This is a genomic window from Mycolicibacterium fallax, assembly GCF_010726955.1.
Classification (GTDB): Bacteria; Actinomycetota; Actinomycetes; order Mycobacteriales; family Mycobacteriaceae; genus Mycobacterium; species Mycobacterium fallax.
Genome location: NZ_AP022603.1, coordinates 692,047 through 708,670, shown reverse-complemented (window position 1 = coordinate 708,670; position 16,624 = coordinate 692,047). Strand labels below are relative to the sequence as shown.

General features: G+C 72.8%; 7 protein-coding genes. 1 reads left to right on the top strand and 6 read right to left on the bottom strand.

From position 1 onward, the window contains the following. Positions 1-3: 3 nt before the first annotated feature. Positions 4-1,269 carry an esterase/beta-lactamase LipL gene (gene lipL / locus G6N10_RS03345; protein WP_085098471.1) on the bottom strand — a complete coding sequence of 422 codons (1,266 nt, stop codon included), beginning with the start codon at positions 1,267-1,269 and terminating at the stop codon, positions 4-6. 70 nt (positions 1,270-1,339) lie between these two features. Between lipL and G6N10_RS03340 the strand changes: the two genes are divergently transcribed. Next, complete coding sequence (locus G6N10_RS03340; RefSeq protein ID WP_085098474.1) at positions 1,340-3,094, top strand: fatty-acid--AMP ligase; 1,755 nt, start codon at positions 1,340-1,342, stop codon at positions 3,092-3,094. On the opposite strand, the gene G6N10_RS03335 is transcribed toward G6N10_RS03340, so the two are convergent. From G6N10_RS03335 to pks2, 5 genes are read right to left on the bottom strand one after another with little or no spacing between them, the layout of a single operon-like run. Continuing rightward, positions 3,061-6,084: an MMPL/RND family transporter gene (locus G6N10_RS03335; RefSeq protein ID WP_085098477.1), complete on the bottom strand. Its 3,024-nt coding sequence runs from the start codon at positions 6,082-6,084 to the stop codon at positions 3,061-3,063. The genes G6N10_RS03340 and G6N10_RS03335 overlap by 34 nt on opposite strands. Next, entirely contained in the window at positions 6,081-7,391 is a 1,311-nt protein-coding gene (locus G6N10_RS03330; RefSeq protein ID WP_085098480.1) for a hypothetical protein, read from the bottom strand. Before G6N10_RS03330 ends, G6N10_RS03335 begins: the two co-directional genes overlap by 4 nt. After that, entirely contained in the window at positions 7,391-8,740 is a 1,350-nt protein-coding gene (locus G6N10_RS03325) for a hypothetical protein (RefSeq protein ID WP_085098483.1), read from the bottom strand. The genes G6N10_RS03330 and G6N10_RS03325 overlap by 1 nt, the downstream gene beginning before the upstream one ends. A gap of 3 nt (positions 8,741-8,743) precedes the next feature. Beyond that, positions 8,744-10,192 carry a condensation domain-containing protein gene (locus tag G6N10_RS03320; protein WP_085098485.1) on the bottom strand — a complete coding sequence of 483 codons (1,449 nt, stop codon included), beginning with the start codon at positions 10,190-10,192 and terminating at the stop codon, positions 8,744-8,746. Further along, complete coding sequence (gene pks2, locus G6N10_RS03315) at positions 10,180-16,404, bottom strand: sulfolipid-1 biosynthesis phthioceranic/hydroxyphthioceranic acid synthase (RefSeq protein WP_085098488.1); 6,225 nt, start codon at positions 16,402-16,404, stop codon at positions 10,180-10,182. The genes G6N10_RS03320 and pks2 overlap by 13 nt, the downstream gene beginning before the upstream one ends. Between the last annotated feature and the right edge of the window lie 220 nt (positions 16,405-16,624).

Sequence of the window (16,624 nt, the reverse complement as noted above, 5' to 3'; positions counted from 1 at the left end):
GCCTCAGCCGGCGGCCGCGGCGGGCAGCGGGAAGCCGGCGCCCAGGTCGGGCACCGTCCGGTAGCCGCGGGCCCGGGCGGTCGCCGCGCCGCGCCGAATCAGCTGGGCGGTGCCCAGGAAGCCGGCCTGGTCGCCGAGCAGGAACGGGGTCAGCAGCCGGTTGTGCACGAAGCCGATCGCGATGCCGGCATCGGGAATCGCCCAGCCGTGCGACCCGCCGAGGCCGACGTGACCGTAGCCCGGCAGCACCCCGGGCACCGGGGAGGCGTGGTAGCCCAGGTGAAACGCCATCGGCAGGCCCAGCAGCGCGCGGTCCGGGCTCAGGTCCCGGCGGCCGCGCAGCCGCCGGACGGTCTCGGCCGACAGCAGCCGTTGCCCGCCGGCCGCGCCGCCGTTGGCCAGCGCGGCGTACATCCGGGCCAGGGCGCGCGCCGTGGTCACCGCGTTGGCCGACGGGATCTCGGCGTCCAGCAGCGGGGTGTCCCCGCGGATCACCCGGGTCATCGACGGGAAGTACATCGCGCCGAAGATCGCCGAGGCCGGGTGCGCGGCGACCCGGGGCGCCAGCCGGTCGAAGCCGGGCACCCCGGGGATCCGCTGCGGCCCGATGATCTGGGCGGCCCGGGTCGCGGCGCCGGCCGGCGGCCGGCCCAGGTGCAGGCCGTCGGTGCCCAGCGGCGCGGCGATCTCGGCGCGGAACAACTCCCGCATGCCCGACCCGGTGACCGCGCGGGCCAGCCCGGACAGCAGCCAGCCGTAGGTCAGCGCGTGATACGACGGCTTGCCGCGCAGCTCGGTGTGCGGCGCGGCGGCCATCCGCTCCTCCATCCGGACATGGTCGAGGATCTCCGCGCCGGCGCCGACGCTCAGGTTGGACAGCCCGGCCCGGTGGCTCATCATCTCCCGGACGGTGATGTCGGCCTTGCCGTTCTGGCCGAAGTCCCGCCAGTATTCAGCGACCGGTGCGTCGTAGTCGATCAGGCCGCGGTCGGCCAGCCGGTGAATGACGGTCGAGGCCACGCCCTTGGTCGCGGAGAACACCATCGCCCCGGTGTCGGCGTCCCAGCGCTGCCGGCCGGCCCGGTCCGACCAGCCGGTCCAGACATCGACGACCGGCTCGCCGTCCAGGTACACCGACAGCGCGCCGCCGCCGAACCGCCGGTGCGGGAACATCGCCGCGAAGCTGCGCACCGCCCAGCCGAAGGCCGGGTCGGCCGCGCCGCGCACGCCGCGGGGCAGCCCGGTTCCGTGTTCGGCTGTGTGACCCATGACACAACGGTAATCGGCGCCGTGGCACAATAACTACAGTTATGCGCGACCGTTACCCAAGTGGGATCCGATGGCCGTCGTCGGTGCGATCTTGAGAGGACCCGGAATCATCCAAACGTCACTGACGGCGGTGCTGCGGGAGCGCGCCAGCCTGCAACCGCACGACCCCGCCTTCACCTTCATCGACTACGACAGCCAGTGGGACGGCGTCGCCGAGGAGCTGACCTGGGCGCAGCTGTACCGCCGGGTGGCCGACCTGGCCGCGGTGCTGCGCGAGCGCACCGCCCCCGGCGATCGCGCCGCGGTGCTGGCCCCGCAGAACCTGCACTATGTGATCGGCTATCTCGCGGCGCTGGAGGCCGGCCTGATCGCGGTACCGCTGTCGACGCCGGCCCCCGGATTCTCCGACGAGCGGGTACTGGCGGTGCTGGCCGACGCCGCACCGACGGTGCTGCTGACCGATTCGGCCGCCGCGGCGGCCGTCGCCGCGCACGCCGGCGCGGCGCCGGACGCCACCATCATCGAGGTCGACCGGCTGCCGGCACCCGCCCCGCGCGCCGCGGCGGGCCGACGGCCGACGCCGGAGGTGGCCTATCTGCAGTACACCTCGGGGTCGACGCGAACCCCGGCCGGCGTGATGGTCTCGCACGCCAACCTGGTCGCCAACTACCGGCAGATGATCCGGTACTTCTTCCCGCACCACGGCGGGGTCGCGCCGGCCGACACCACCGTGGTGTCCTGGCTGCCCTTCTACCACGACATGGGCCTGCTGCTGGGCGTCTGCGCACCGATCCTGGGCGGCTGGCACACCGTGTTCACCTCGCCGCTGGCATTCCTGGCCCGCCCGGCCCGGTGGCTGCAGCTGCTCGCCGCTTACCCCAGCGCCCTGACCGCGGCACCCAACTTCGCCTTCGACCTGGCCGCCGCCCGGGTCAGCGACGACGATCTGCCCGGCGCCGACCTGAGTTCGGTGCTCGCGGTGATGAACGGCGCCGAACGGGTGCTGCCCGGCTCGATGGATCGCTTCACCCGCCGGTTCGCCCCGCTGGGGCTGTCCGCCGGGGTGATCCGGCCGTCCTACGGCCTGGCCGAGGCGACGCTGTACGTCGCCACGGCCGCCCCGGCCGCCGCGCCGACCGTCGTGAGCTTCGATCCGGACCTGCTCGCGCAGGGGCAGGCCCGCCGCAGTGACGACGGAACCGCACTGGTCGGTTACGGCACGCCGGACTCCCCCGCGGTGCGCATCGTCGATCCGCAGACCCGCCGCGAGTGCGCCGACGGGACGATCGGTGAGATCTGGGTGCGCGGCGACAATGTCTGCCAGGGGTACTGGAACAAACCGGAGGAGACCGCGCGCACCTTCGGCGGCATCATCGTCGACCCGGCGCCGGACACCCCGCACGACAATTGGCTGTGCACCGGGGATCTGGGGTTCCTCTCGGCGGGCGAGCTGTTCATTGTGGGGCGGATCAAGGATCTGCTGATCGTGCGCGGGCGCAACCACTATCCCGACGACATCGAGGCCACCGTCACCGCGATCTCCGGCTGCCGGTCGGCGGCGATCGTCGTCCAGGGCCCCGACGCCGAGGAACTCGTCGCGATCGTGGAGACCAAGAACCTCGGCCAGACCGAGGCGGAGATCGGTGAGCGGCTGGCGCAGATCGAGAATTCCGTGCACTCGGCGATCTCGGAGTCGCACGGCATCGTCGCCCGCGAGCTGGTGCTGGTCTCACGCGGGGCGATCCCGTTGACCACCAGCGGCAAGATCCGCCGGCAGGCCTGCGTCGAGCGCTACGCCAGCGGGACCTTCGAGCGGGTGCGGTAGCGGGTCCGGCCCCCGGCCGGCCACCAGTTGGCGTCACCGATCAGCACGCACAGCGCGGGGACGGTGACGGTGCGCACCACGAAGGTGTCCAGCAGCAGACCGACGCCGATGACGAAGCCCATCTGCACGACGGTGCTGATGCTGGACACCGTCAGCGACAGCATGGAGGCCGCGAAGATCAGGCCGGCCGAGGTGATCACGCCGCCGGTGGCCGCGACGGTGCGGATGGTGCCGGTGCGCACCCCGCGCCCGGACTCCTGCCGGATCCGGGAGATCAGCAGCAGGTTGTAGTCCGCGCCGACGGCCACCAGCACCAAAAAGGCCATCCCGGGCACGCTCCAGTGCAGCTCCTGTCCCAGCCCGAATTGGAACAGCGCCACCCCGATGCCCAGCGCCGATGCGTACGACAGCACCACCGAGGCCACCAGGTACAGCGGTGCCACCACGGCACGCAGCAGCAGCGCCAGAATCAGAAACACCACCACCAGCGTCAAAATCACGATGAACCGCAGGTCGCTGGTGTAGTAGTCGCGGATGTCGTGGTTGACCGCGGAGAACCCGACCATGGAGATCTGTGCGCCGGCCAGCGCGGTGTTGGGCAGTGTGCTGCGGGCGGCGGCCACGATCTGATCCACCTGATCCATCGCCGCGGTGCCGAACGGGTTCAGCGCGGTCTGCACCAGGTAGCGCACGGTGCGCCCGTCGGCGGACACGAACAGCTTGGCGACCTTCTCGAACTCCTTCTGGGTCAGCACCTCCGGCGGGATGTAGAAGCCGGCCGTCGACGGGGTCGCGGCGTCGCGTTTCATCGCCAGCAGAAACTCCGAGGCCTGATCCAGTCCGCCGCCGACCTTGCGGGTCTGGTCGACCAGCAGCTGCACCCCGTCGGCGAGCTTGCGGCTGGACTCGGCCAGCGTCCCGGCGCCGTTGAGCGCCTCGATGAGCGTGTGCTGCCGCCCGGCCGCGCCGCCCAGGCCCAGGGTGCGCGCCGACGCGGTCACGGTGGCCAGGCTTCGCCCCAGCGTGCGGACCGAATCACCCAGGGTGGTCGAGGATTTCGTGTTTTTGAGCTGGCGCACCAATTCGCCAAGCGCCTGCATCGACGGATTGTCACCGGAGTCGGCGAGCGCGGCCAGATCGGCCCGCCCGGCCGCGCAGCCGGGATCGGCGTCACACGCCGGAGCGGTGTTGAGCACCGCGACCATCGGCGCGGCCCAGGTGTGCAATCGGCTCATCCGCTCGACGCTGTCGTCGAGGGCCCCGCCCATGGTCTGGATGTTGTCGACCAGCGTTGCGGTGCGGTCGATCTCGGCCAGCGTGGGACCGCCGCCGACCTTGCGCTGCAGCTCGGTCAGTGCGCTCACCAGAACGCGGATGGTGCCCAGCGATCCGCTGACCTGGTCGCGGACCTCACCGAGCACGTCGGCGAGTTGGTCGGCGCCGTCGGTGAGTTTGCTGAGGTTGGCGTCGTTCCGGGTGATCTGCGACGACGCGTCACGCAGCTTCCCGCCGACCTCACCGGCCTGATAGGTGGCCCGGCCCTGCTCCAGGGTCTCGCCGGTGGGCCGGGTCAGGCCCCGCACCGCCTCGATGCCGGGCAGCTGGGCGATCCGCGCCGCGAGCTGCTCGAGGTCGCCGAGCGCCCGCGGGGTGCGCAGATCCTGGTCCGGGGTGTGGATCACGACGAACTGCTGCAGGGTGGTGCTGATCGGGAAGTGCGCGGTCATCGCGTCGTAGCCGCGATTGCTCAGGGCGTCCGCGGGCAGCGTGATCCGGTCATCGAAGTTGAATCGGGCGAACCCGGTGCAGGCCGCCAGCCCGATCAGCAGCACCAGGCTGGCGGCCAGGTAGCGGCCGGGCCGGCGAACCACGGCCACCCCGGTGCGCCGCCACAGCCGGCCGGTGAGGTCGCGCCGCGGCGCGATCCACCCGCGGCGTCCGGCGATCGCGATCTGCGCCGGCAGCAGCGTCATCGAGGCGAGGAAGCCGGTGGCGATGGTGATGGTGAGTGCGGGACCGACGGTGGCGAACACCCCGAGGGTGGCCAGGCCCAGGCCGACGAAGGTGAGCGCGACGGTGCCGGCCGAGCCGGCGATCACCTCGCCGATGGTCTGCAGCGCGGCGATCAGCGCGTCGTCGGATTTCCGGCCGGCGCGCAGCAATTCCTGATAGCGGCTGAACAGGAAGACCGCGTAGTCGACCCCGGCGCCCATCATCATTCCGGTCATCAGCATCAGGGTCTGCGGCCCGAGCCCCAGCCCGAGCAGGCCCAGCCCGGCCACCACCTGCTGGGCGATGACCAGGGAAACCCCGATGGTCAGCAGCGGCATCAGCATGGCCACGGCATTGCGGTACACCAGGATGAGGATGGTCAGCACCAGCACGACAGTGGCGATCTCGATGACGTGCTGATCGTCGGCGCCGATCGCGTTGACGTCCTCCAGGGTTGCCGCCGGCCCGACCACATCGGCGGTCAGCGCGGTGTCCGCGGTGCTCTCCCGCACGATGGCCATCGCGCCGCGAAACGCCGCCTGCCCCGCCGGGGTGCCCATCGTTCCGGTCAGGCTGACCGGCAGCGTCCAGGCCTGGTTGTCCTTGCTGGTCATCACCTCGCGCAGTTCGGGCGTGGTGATGAAGTCCTGAACGGACTCGACGTCGGCGGTGTCGGCGCGCAGCCGGGTCACCAGGTCACGGTAGACGGCCTCGTCATCGTCGGTGAACCGTTCGCGGTCGTGGTGCAGCACCACCACGGCCAGGTTGCCCGAACCCGCCTCGCCGAACGCCGCCTGCATCGCGGTGCCGGCCGCCAGCACCGGGGCGTCCGCGGGGAGCATCGGCGGCGGATTGCGCTGGGCGACCACGGCCAGCGGCGGGATGGTCAGCACCAGCACCGCCGCGGTGCCGAGCCAGGCCAGAATCACCAGCACCGGGCGGGCGACCACCAGCCGACCCAGGGCGGGCAGCAGACGTCCGGGGTGCCGGGAGGTCAAACGAACTCGCCGGTCAGCTCGAACTCGGCCAGCGCGGCGGCGGCGGCGGCGGCCAGCCCGGCTCGGGTGTTGTCGCCACCCGGTGCGTAGCCGACGACGCCGATGGTCACGGTGGCACCGGTCCGGCCGGCCACCACGACGAGCTGCCCGCCGCCGCCGATGATGTCGCCGGCGCGCACGTTCTGGTCGACCGGACGCAAAAACAGCCGGTCAGCGGGCGTGCCGTCCGGGCAGCAGACCGCCGGGTCCAGCTCACCGAGGTTGGAGCACGATATCGGCCGGCTGCCGAACAGCGCGGCGCCGAGGCGCCGGGCGGTGCGCCGCGGGATGAAGGGGGTCAGTGGCAGCAGCGCGAACAACCCGTCCGGCTCGGCCCGCGCGGACGCCACCGCGGCCCGGATGGCGGTGCGCGCCGCGGTCAGATCGGCGGCGACACCGCCGGGATCGACCTCGACGGTGGCCATCCGCAGCGCGTTGGCCCGGGTGTCGGTGTCGGTGCGCTCGCTCAGCGCGATCAGCAGCTCGGCCGGCCGGCCCTCGCCGCAGCGGCCCATCCGGCGGCCGAGTTCGGTGGCCAGCCCGGCGAGCAGGCTGTACCCGTTGCCGCCGCGCCGGGCGGCGGCGGCGTCCCAGCTGCCGGCGTCGACGAACACGTTGATGGCGGGGACCAGCACGGTTTGGTCGCGCTCGGCCGACGGCGGCGGGGCCCCGGCGCGGCCGTCCGGCGCGCCGCCGCGGGCGCGCCACCCGGCGCGGACGGCGGCCAGCGCGTCGGGCAGGTCGCGGCAGGTCTGGGCGGCGTCGGCCAGCACGGCGCGCGCGGCGGACCGGGACCGCGGCGCGGGCCAGCGCAGCGGCTCGGCCGCGCCGCCGGCCGCGCGGGCGGCCTCGGCCAGCACCGCGACGCCGTCGAGCAGGCAGTGCGATGCCACCACGGTGACCGCCGTCGCGCCGTCGCTCAGCGCCACCGCCGCCATGTGCCAGCCCGGGCCGTGCTCCGGGTCGATCGGGAGCTGGGAGCATTCATCGAACCAGTCGCCGAGTTCGGCTCGCGGCCTTGGGTTTTCGCCGATCTGCAGCGGCGCGGGTTCGGCGGCGGCGACCCAGCGGTGCCGGCCGAACGGCAGCGGCGAGCGTTCGATGCGCCGGCCGGCCAGCCCGCGGCCGAACGCGCGGTGAAAGCGCGCCAGGCCCTGCCGATCGACCGGGCCGCTGTAGAGCCAGCCCAGCTGAACGAGCTGGCGCCGGCCGGTGGCCCGCATGGACAGGTGGGCCGCCTGGTCGAGGTAGCCGAGGTGTGCCGTCATCAGATGCTGACCCCGGTCAGCCCGAATTCCGCGAGCGTGGCGGTCACCACATCGTCGAGCCAGCCGCCGGTGTTGGCCGCGCCGGGCTGGTAGCCGACCACCGCGATCGACATCCGGGCGCCGACCTGGGCGCCGACCACGGTCAGCACGCCGCTGCGTTGGTCCAGCACGGCCCGGGTGATGTGGCGGTCGATGCCGCGCACCGCGAGATAGTCGGCGTCGGTGCCGTCGAGCCGGGCGATCGCGGCCGGCAGGGCGCCGAGGTTGGAGCAGGAGGCGGGCTGGTCGGCGAATCCGAAGGCCGACTCGGCCAGCCGCCCGACCGCGCGTTTGGGCACGTAGGGAATCAGCGGCAGCAGGTCCAGCACCGGGGCGGGGCTGTGCTCGAGGCGGTCCAGCGCGGCCCGGATGTCGGCGCGGGCCGCCGTCAGGTCGGCGGTCACCCGGTGCGGGTCGAGCCGGACGTCGCCGAGCTTGACCGCATTGGCCCGGGTGTCCGCCGGGCCGTGCCGGTCGTTGATCGGGACGATCAGCGCGACGGTGCCGTCCGGTCCGGCCCGCCGGCCCATCCGGTGGCCGAGCCGCGCGGTGAAACCCGCCAGCAGGGAGTGCGAGTTTCCGCCCAGTGCCTCGGCGGTGGCGCGCCAGTGCTCGGCGTCGATGAACCAGGTGACCGAGGGCACCGTGACATGGTTGCCGTCATCGCCGCCGCGGCGCGGGGTGCTCGGTTTGGGCGAACCCGCGCGGCCTCGGCGCTCTCGCACGGCGCTGCGGGCGCCGCGCCGCAGCGCGCGGCCCGCCGCGGGCAGATCCCGCAGCAGCTGGCGGGTATCGGCGGCCACGGCGGCGCGCCGGCTTCGGCCGCCGGCCGGCCGGTGGCCGAGTTCCCGGGGCGTCCCGTTGACGGCGTTGAGGATCTCCAGCACTCCCCCGCCGCCGTCGGTCAGGCAGTGCGAACCGACCAGGCTGACCGCGGTCCCGCCGTCGGCCAGCGGTTGCACGCCCAGGTGCCAGCCCGGTCCCCACTGCGGATCCACCGGCAGCCGTGCGCGCCGGTCCAGCCAGTCGCCGAGCTCGGCGCGCGGGATCGGGTCGGTGCCGATGTCGAGGCCACCGGGGGTTCCGGTCACCCAGCGGTGCCGGCCGAACGGCAGCGGCGAGGGCGCGATCCGGCGGCCGGCCAGCCCGCGGCCGAAGTTGCGGTGGAATCGGCGTACCCCGTCGAGGTCCACCGGCCGGTCATAGATCCAGATGCACTGCATGACGGCGGCCTGACCGGTCGCCCGCAGGCCCAGGAACATCGCCTGGTCCAGATAGTCCAGCACATCGAGGGGTGTCGGTGCTGCCATCGGTCAGCCGCCGACCGGGACTTCGGCGCGTGCCGGGCGGCGGCGCACCGGGGACCGCTCGGCCGCGACGCCGGCGACCTCGCGGTACCTGCGGGTCAGCACCTCCAGGTAGCGGGTCACCGATGCGCGGGCGATCGGGTTGTCCGGGAATGCGGCCGTCACGGTGGTGCGCCGCGCGGTGCGGTTCACCCAGATACCGACCTGGTAGGCAGATCGGTTGTCGAAGAACAGCTTTCCGTTCATGCCCTCCCACGCGTCGATGATCTCCGGTGACAGCGGCGGCAGCCCGGCGTCCAGGAAGGACACCATCGTCACGCCCGGGGACGGCGCGGTGATGCCCAGCGGCGCAGCAAGTTCCAGCACGCGTTCGACCGGAACATCGGCGAGCGGGAGGTTGGTGTCGAAGGACTGCTGCGCCGATCGGGCGGTGTCGGCGAAGGAGTCCGGGCTCACCGCCACGGTGACCGGTACCAGTCCGGTGAACCAGCCGGTGGTCAGGTACTCCTCGGCGGTGCGCCGGGTCGTCGTCGGGGTGATGGCGAAATAGGTTTGCCGCCCGGTGATTTCATTGTCGGTCAGGGCCGCGCAGGCCAGCACCCCGGCGAAGAACCGGCTGCCGGCCCGGCCGCAGGCCGCCTCGAAGCGGTGTCCCTGTTCGGCGTCGAGCAGTTCGACGGTGATCAGATCGCCGTCCCAGGCCTGCCCGGGATCGCCCAGCGGCAACGGAAAGTGCGGCAGCACGTCGTCGTTTCCCTGGGCGAAGCGAATCCACTCGGCCACCTCCGGGGACTGCAGGCTCAGCGATTCGGTGTAGCCGCGCTGCCGGATGCAGTAGTCGTGGTAGCTGCCGGCCGGGGCCAGTGGAATCGGTGCGCGGCCGCCGGTCAGTGCGGTGTACATCAGGTGGATCTCGGTGAGCACCAGGCCCATGAACATCGCATCGGTGTGCAGGTGATCGATGGCCAGGTAGAAGGTGAAGTGATCGCGGCGCTGAATCACCCCGAAGCTGAAGCAGTCCCACTGCAGCGGGCCCGGGGTGGCCAGCACGTGCTCGCGCCACTGCGCCGCGGTCCGCTCACCGTGGGCCACCGGCGCCAGGGTGATGTCGCGGGGGCTGCGTGCCGTTCGGCGCACCACCGCATCGTCGTCGCCGAACTCGAACCAGCTGTGGTAGGTGTCGTGCCGGCGCAGGTAGGCGTTGATCACATGCGACATGGCGCGCACATCGCAGTGCCCGGGCAGGTCCCAGGCCGGCGTGTTCAGCCGGGCCATCTCGGTGCCGCGCGCGGTATGCGACCGGAACGCCCGCAGATGCTGCTCCTGCTGGTAGCTGACCGGGATCGGGCTCACCGGCGCCGCGGCCAGCCTGGCTCGGCTGGCCGGCGACGGGTGCCAGGAGATCAATTCTCCCGGTTCACCGGTCCAGTCGCCGATCGCCGTTATCGCGACCATGCGGCCCCCGATCCGGCGGCGTCGTCCGCGGCGGCGATCGCGCCGACCAGATGATCGGCCAGTTCCCGCACGGTGGTGATGGCGGTCCCGGCCACCCGCACCCCGGTCTGCTTCTCGATGCGGGTGCGGATCTCCAGGCTGCCCAGCGAATCCAGACCGCATTCGCTCAGCGGCCGATCGGGTTCGACGCTGCGCCGCAGAATCAGCGCGATCTGTTCGGTGATCAGTCGGCGCAGCCGGGCCGGCCAGTCCTGGGGCGGCAACTCACGCAGCTCGGCGCGCAGCGCACTGGTGCCCGGTTTGGCCGCACCGAGGGCGGCGAACGCCTCGGCGAACTTGCTGGTCCGGGCGAACGCCGCGATCCAGGAGGTGCCGGCGATCGGCGCGTAGCCGGTGTAGGCGCGGTTGCTGCGCAGCACCGCCTCGAAGGCGTGCGCACCGTCCTCGGGGGCAATCGCCATGGCCGCGGCGTCGCGGGCCAGTTGCTGGCCCCGGCCGATCTGCGCCCAGGCGCCCCAGGCGATCGCGGTGGCCGGCAGCCCACGGGTGCGCCGCCAGCGGGTGAAGGAGTCCAGCCAGCTGTTGGCGGCGGCGTAGCCGCCCTGCCCGGGGGAACCGACCATGGCGGCCGCCGAGGAGAACACGCAGAACCAGTCCAGCGGCGCGTCCGCGGTGGCGTGCTGCAGCCGCCAGGCGCCGTACACCTTAGCGCCCCAATCTCGTTCCAGCAGTTCATCGGTGATGTTGCCAATGGTGGCGTCCTCGATGACGGCGGCCGCGTGCAGCACACCGCGCACCGGCAGCCCGGTGGCCGTGGCCGCCTCGACCAACCGCTCGGCGGTACCGGCGGCGGCGATGTCACCGCGGACCACCACGACCTGCACACCCGTCGCGCGGATCTCCGCCAACACCGCCTCGGCCTCCGGGGTCGGCGCGGAGCGGCCGTTGAGCACGATCCGCCCGCAGCCGGCGGCGGCCAGCCGGGCAGCCAGGTACAGGCCAAGGCCACCGAGACCGCCGGTGATCAGGTAGGACCCGTCGGGCCGGTAGACCGGAACGTGCTCGGGCGGCAGCACCACCTCGCTGGCGCCGGTTCGGGGCACGGTGAGCACGAGCTTTCCGGTGTGCCCGGCGGCCGCCATGGTCCGCAGCGCGCTCGCGGCGTCGGCCAGCGGGTATTCGGTGGTGGCCGGCGCCGGCAGCACACCGTCGGCGATGTTGCGGTACACGGTGCTCAGCACGCCGGCGACGGTGCCGGGGTCGGTCAGCGTCAGGAGCGCCAGGTCCACGGCGTAGAACGACAGGTTGCGCCGGAACGGCAGCAGACCCAGCCGGGTGTCGCCGTAGATGTCGCGCTTGCCGATCTCCAGGAACTTTCCGCCGAAGGACAGCAGTTCCAGGCCGGCTCGCTGCGCCGCGCCGGGCAGCGAGTTGAGCACAATGTCCACGCCGTAGCCCGCGGTGTCGGTCCGGATCTGCTCGGCGAAGGCGGTGCTGCGGGAATCGTAGACATGCTCAATGCCCTGTTCCCGCAGCACATCCCGGCGGGCCGGACTGCCGGCGGTGGCGAAGATCTCGGCGCCGGCGGCGCGGGCGATGGCAACGGCGGCCTGACCGACGCCGCCGGTCGCGGAGTGGATCAGTACCTTGTCGCCGCGGCGGATCCGGGCCAGCTCGTGCAGGCAGTACCAGGCGGTGGCATGCGCGCTGGGCACCGCGGCCGCCGCCGCGTCGGTGATCGAATCATCCAGGGGCACCGCCAGGTTCGCGTCGGCGGTCAGGTAATTCGCCCACGCGCCCGCGCCGGTGATCCCGGCCACCCGGTCGCCGACGCGATGATTGGTCACCCCGGCGCCCAGGGCGGTCACCACGCCGGAGAAGTCGGCGCCCAGCCGCGGCAGCTGTCCCTCGAAGCTTGGGTACCGGCCGTGGGCGACCAGGACGTCGGCGAAGTTCAGGGTGGACGCGGCGACGGCGACCTCGATCTGGCCGGGACCCGGCGGGCGCCGGTCGAAGGCCACCAACTCCACCGATTCCAGATCGCCCGGAGTACGGACCTCCACCCGCAGTCCGTCGTCGCGGTGATCGGCGCGCACCGTGCGACGGTCCTCGGGCCGCAGCGGGGTGGGCCGCAGCCGCGCCACGTACCAGTGGCCGTCGCGCCAGGCGCTCTCGTCCTCGGTGCCGCCGGAGAGCAGCTGATCGGCGACCTTGGCCGAATCGGTGCCGGTGTCGAGGTCGATCTGCGCGACCGCGGTGTCCGGTTGCTCCATGGCGAAGGCGCGGACCATACCGCGCAGGCCGCCCTGGGACAGGTCAACCGGTTCGCCGGGCAGTACCTGTTGGGCGCCCTCGGTGACCAGCACGACCCGGTGCTCGCCCGGGGTGTCGGCGACCGCGGCCAGGATCGAGACCAACCGGCGCACCGGCTCCAGCCCGGCCACCGGCGCGTCCGGGTCCGTGCTGGCCGCGGTGAGCACGGCAATCCCGGCGAACCGCTCGCCGGCCACCGCCTCGGCTCCCGACAGCAACTGGGTGCTCGCACCGCGGTGGCCGAGCTCGGCGGCCAACGTCGCGGCCCGTCCGGCGGCCGCCGGGGTGGCGGCGATCAGCAGCCATCGGCCCGGGGGCGCCGCCGCCGGCTCCGGGGCGGGCGCGGCGGTCCAGTCGATGCTCAGCAGTCGGTCGTCGAGCGTCCGGTCCCGCCGGGAACCCGCCGACACCCCGGTGCCCATCCGCAGGCCCTCGACGGTCGCCAGCGTCGCACCGTGCTCGTCGAGGATCTCGATGTCGGCGTCGATCTCGGTGAGCTCGAGGCGGTTGATCCGGGCCAGGCAGTAGCGGGCCGCCCGGGTGTCGGTGAACACCCGCAGCCGGGCCGCGGCCAGCGGCAGTGCCAGCATGCCGGTCAGGTCGGCCTGCAGATCCGGATGCGCGCCGACGGTCTGGAAGCAGGCGTCCAGCAGGGCGGGATGGATCAGGTAGCCGCGCTGGGCCGAGCGCAGCGGCCCGGGCACGCTGACCTCGGCGAACACCGTGGGGCCCGCGCCGGTGTGCGCGACGGCCAGGCCGGCGAAGGCCGGTCCGTAGTCGATGCCGCGCTCGGCGAACCAGCCCCGCAGCGCGTCCCCGTCGATGGCCTTCGGATGCGCGCGGCGCAGCCCGGCGATGTCCTGGGCGGGCGGCCGGTCCCCGGTTGCCGGCGCCAGCCGGGCGGCCGACCGGCGGATCCGGGTGCCGTCCTCGGTGGTCTCGATTTCGAAGGCGCTGGCGCCGTCGACGGTCGCGGTGGCGGTGCTCGAGACGGTGGTGTCCGGATCCAGCAGCAGCAGCTGCTCGAAGGCGATGTCGGTGACGACGGCGCCGGGACCGTGCACGGCCGCTGCGGCGTTCAGCGCCATCTCGCAGTACGCCGCGGCGGGCAGCGCGGCCGCGGTGTGCACCTGGTGATCGGCCAGCCACGGCTGGGCATCGGTGCCCAGATCGCCTTGCCAGACGTGCCGTTCGGGTTCTTCGGCCAGCCGCACGTGGGCGCCGAGCAGCGGGTGCGCCGCGACGGACGGTCCGGCCGCACCGGCCTTGTCGCGCTCAACCATCAGGTGCTGATGGGTCCAGGCCGGCAGCGGTGCGTCCAGCACCGGCCCGTCCGCCGCGAGCGCGGCGAAGTCGACGGCACCGCCGGCGGCGTACAGATCGCCGACCATCGGAAGCAGCCCGTCGACGGCCTCCCGGTCCCGGCGGATGGCCGCGACCGTGGCGACCGGCACCTCCAGGGCATCCGCGGTCTGGTCGACGGCATGGGTCAGCAGCGGGTGCGGCGACAGTTCGGCGAACACCCGGTGGCCGTCTTCCAGCGCGGCCTGCACGGCGGCCGAGAAGCGGACGGTGTGACGCAGATTGTCGGCCCAGTAATAGGCGTCCAGGTCGGCCGGGTCGCGCGGGTCGTACAGGGTCGATGAGTAGTAGTCGCAGTGCGGTTCGCCGGGGCTGAGCTCGGCCAGTGCCTCGATCAGGTCATCGAGGATCGGCTCGACCTCCGGAGAGTGCGAGGCGACCTCGACGGCGACCTCGGCCGCGGCGATGTCGCGGGCGGCCCAGTCGGTGAGCAGCTCGCGCACCGAGTCCCGGTTGCCACCGACGACGGTGGAGCCCGGGGAGGCCACCACCGCCAGGGTTACGTCGGCGATGCCGCGCGCGGCGAGTTCGGAGAGCACCTGGGCCGCGGGAAGTTCCACCGATGCCATCGCGCCGGATCCGGCGATCGAGGCCATCAGCGCCGACCGCCGGCAGATCACCCGGACGCCGTCGTGCAGCGACAGCCCGCCGGACACCACGGCGGCGGCCACCTCGCCCATCGAGTGCCCGATCACGGCGGCCGGGCGCACGCCCCGGCTGCGCAGTGCCGCGGCCAGACCGATCTGCACGGCGAACACCGCGGGCTGGACCCGGTCCATCGCGCTGACCTGGCCGGCGCCGGTCAGCATCTCGGTGACTGAGAAGCCCGCCTCGGCCGCGATCAGCGGCTCCAATTCGACTATCGCACGGGCGAATTCGGGCTCGGTACGCAGCAGGGCGGTGCCCATGCCGGGCCATTGGGAACCGTGGCCGGAGAACACCCAGACCGGGCCGCGGTCGTCGGTGCCGACCGCGGCGGGGTGCGGCAGCTCGGCCACCGAGCGCAACGAACCGACCAGCTCGGCGCGGGTCCGGGCGGTCACCGCGACGCGCACCCGGCGGTGCCCGCGCCGACAAGCCAGGGTGTGTGCCAGCTCCGGCAGGGTGGCACCGGTGTCGCCGAACGGGCCGGCCACCCAGTGCGCCAGCCGGTCCGCGCTGCGCTGCAGCGCCTCTGGCGAACTCGCCGACACGGCGAACAGTGCCGGCCCGGTGTCGGTGCGCGGCTCCGGCGCCGGGCTTGGCTGGGGGGCCTGCTCGATGACCGCGTGCACGTTGGTACCGGACAGCCCGTAGGCGGACACCGCGGCCCGGCGGGGCTCGGTGTCGGCGACCGGCCAATCGGTGGTCCGCTGCGGGACGAACAGGCCGGTCTGCACCGCTTGGAGTTCCTTCGGCAGACCGGTGAAGTGCAGGTTGGCCGGCACCACGCCGTGCCCGACCGACAGCACGGCCTTGATCAGGCCGACCGTGCCGGCCGCCGACTGACTGTGTCCGACATTGGTTTTCACCGATCCGAGGGCGCAGGGCCCGGCGGTGCCGTAGACGCCGGCCAGGCTCTCGAACTCGATCGGATCGCCCACCGGGGTGCCGGTGCCGTGCGCTTCGATCATCCCGACGCCGCGTGGGTCGACCCCGGCGGCGTCCAGCGCGGCACGGTAAACCTGCTGCTGCGCGGGCACCGACGGGGTCGCGATGTTCACCGTGCGGCCGTCCTGGTTGGCGGCGCTGCCGCGGATCACCGCGAGGATTCGGTCGCCGTCGCGCTGGGCATCGGCCAACCGCTTGAGCATCACCATGGCCGATCCCTCGGCGGAGACGAAACCGTCGGCCTCGGCGTCGAATGCCCGGCATCGCCCGGTCGCCGACAGCATGCCCTGGGCCGAACCGGACACCATCTTGCGGGGTTCGAGCATCAGTGACACCCCGCCGGCCAGCGCGGTGTCGCTTTCCCCATCGTGCAGGCTGCGGCAGGCCAGGTGCACCGTCAGCAGGCCCGACGAGCAGGCCGAATCGACCGTGTAGGCGGGCCCGCTCGCGCCAAGTGCGTAGGCGATCCGGCCCGAGGCCATGCTGTAGTTGGTGCCGGTGAAACCGTAGGGGCCTTCGATGACGTTCGCGTCGGCGGCCAGCAGCTGGTAGTCGCCGTGGGTCATGCCGACGAACACCCCGGCCCGGGTGCCGGTCAGCGTCTTGGGATCAATGCCGGCGTGTTCGATTGCCTCCCAGGCGGTTTCGAGCAGCAGCCGGTGTTGCGGGTCGATTGCGGTGGCCTCGGCCCCGCCCACGCCGAAGAACTCGGCGTCGAATCCGGCGATGTCGTCGAGGAAGCCGCCCCATTTGGACACCGACCGGCCCGGCACGCCGGGCTGCGGGTCGTAGTAGTCCTCGGCGTCCCAGCGGTCGACGGGAACCGTGCTGACCTGGTCCTTGGCTTCCAGCAGGGTGGTCCACAGCCCGTCCGGGGAGTCGATGCCGCCGGGAAGTCTGCAGGCCATACCGATCACCGCGACCGGCGTGTACGAAGACCCGGGCATGCTCAAGAGAACTCCTTGCTCGGCAAGATGACGCAGACCGCATTTGCGGCGCTACAAATGCGCCCCGGGTCGGCAGTCGGCCCGAGGCGGGACGGGATACGAACGTGTCGCTGCGATGTGAGGTGGCAGACATCGAGCGAAAAATGTGATTGCGGTCAACCCATAAGAGCGCCTATGGAGGCTGTCAAGGCGTCCCCGGGCCGGCCGATCCGGCCACCAC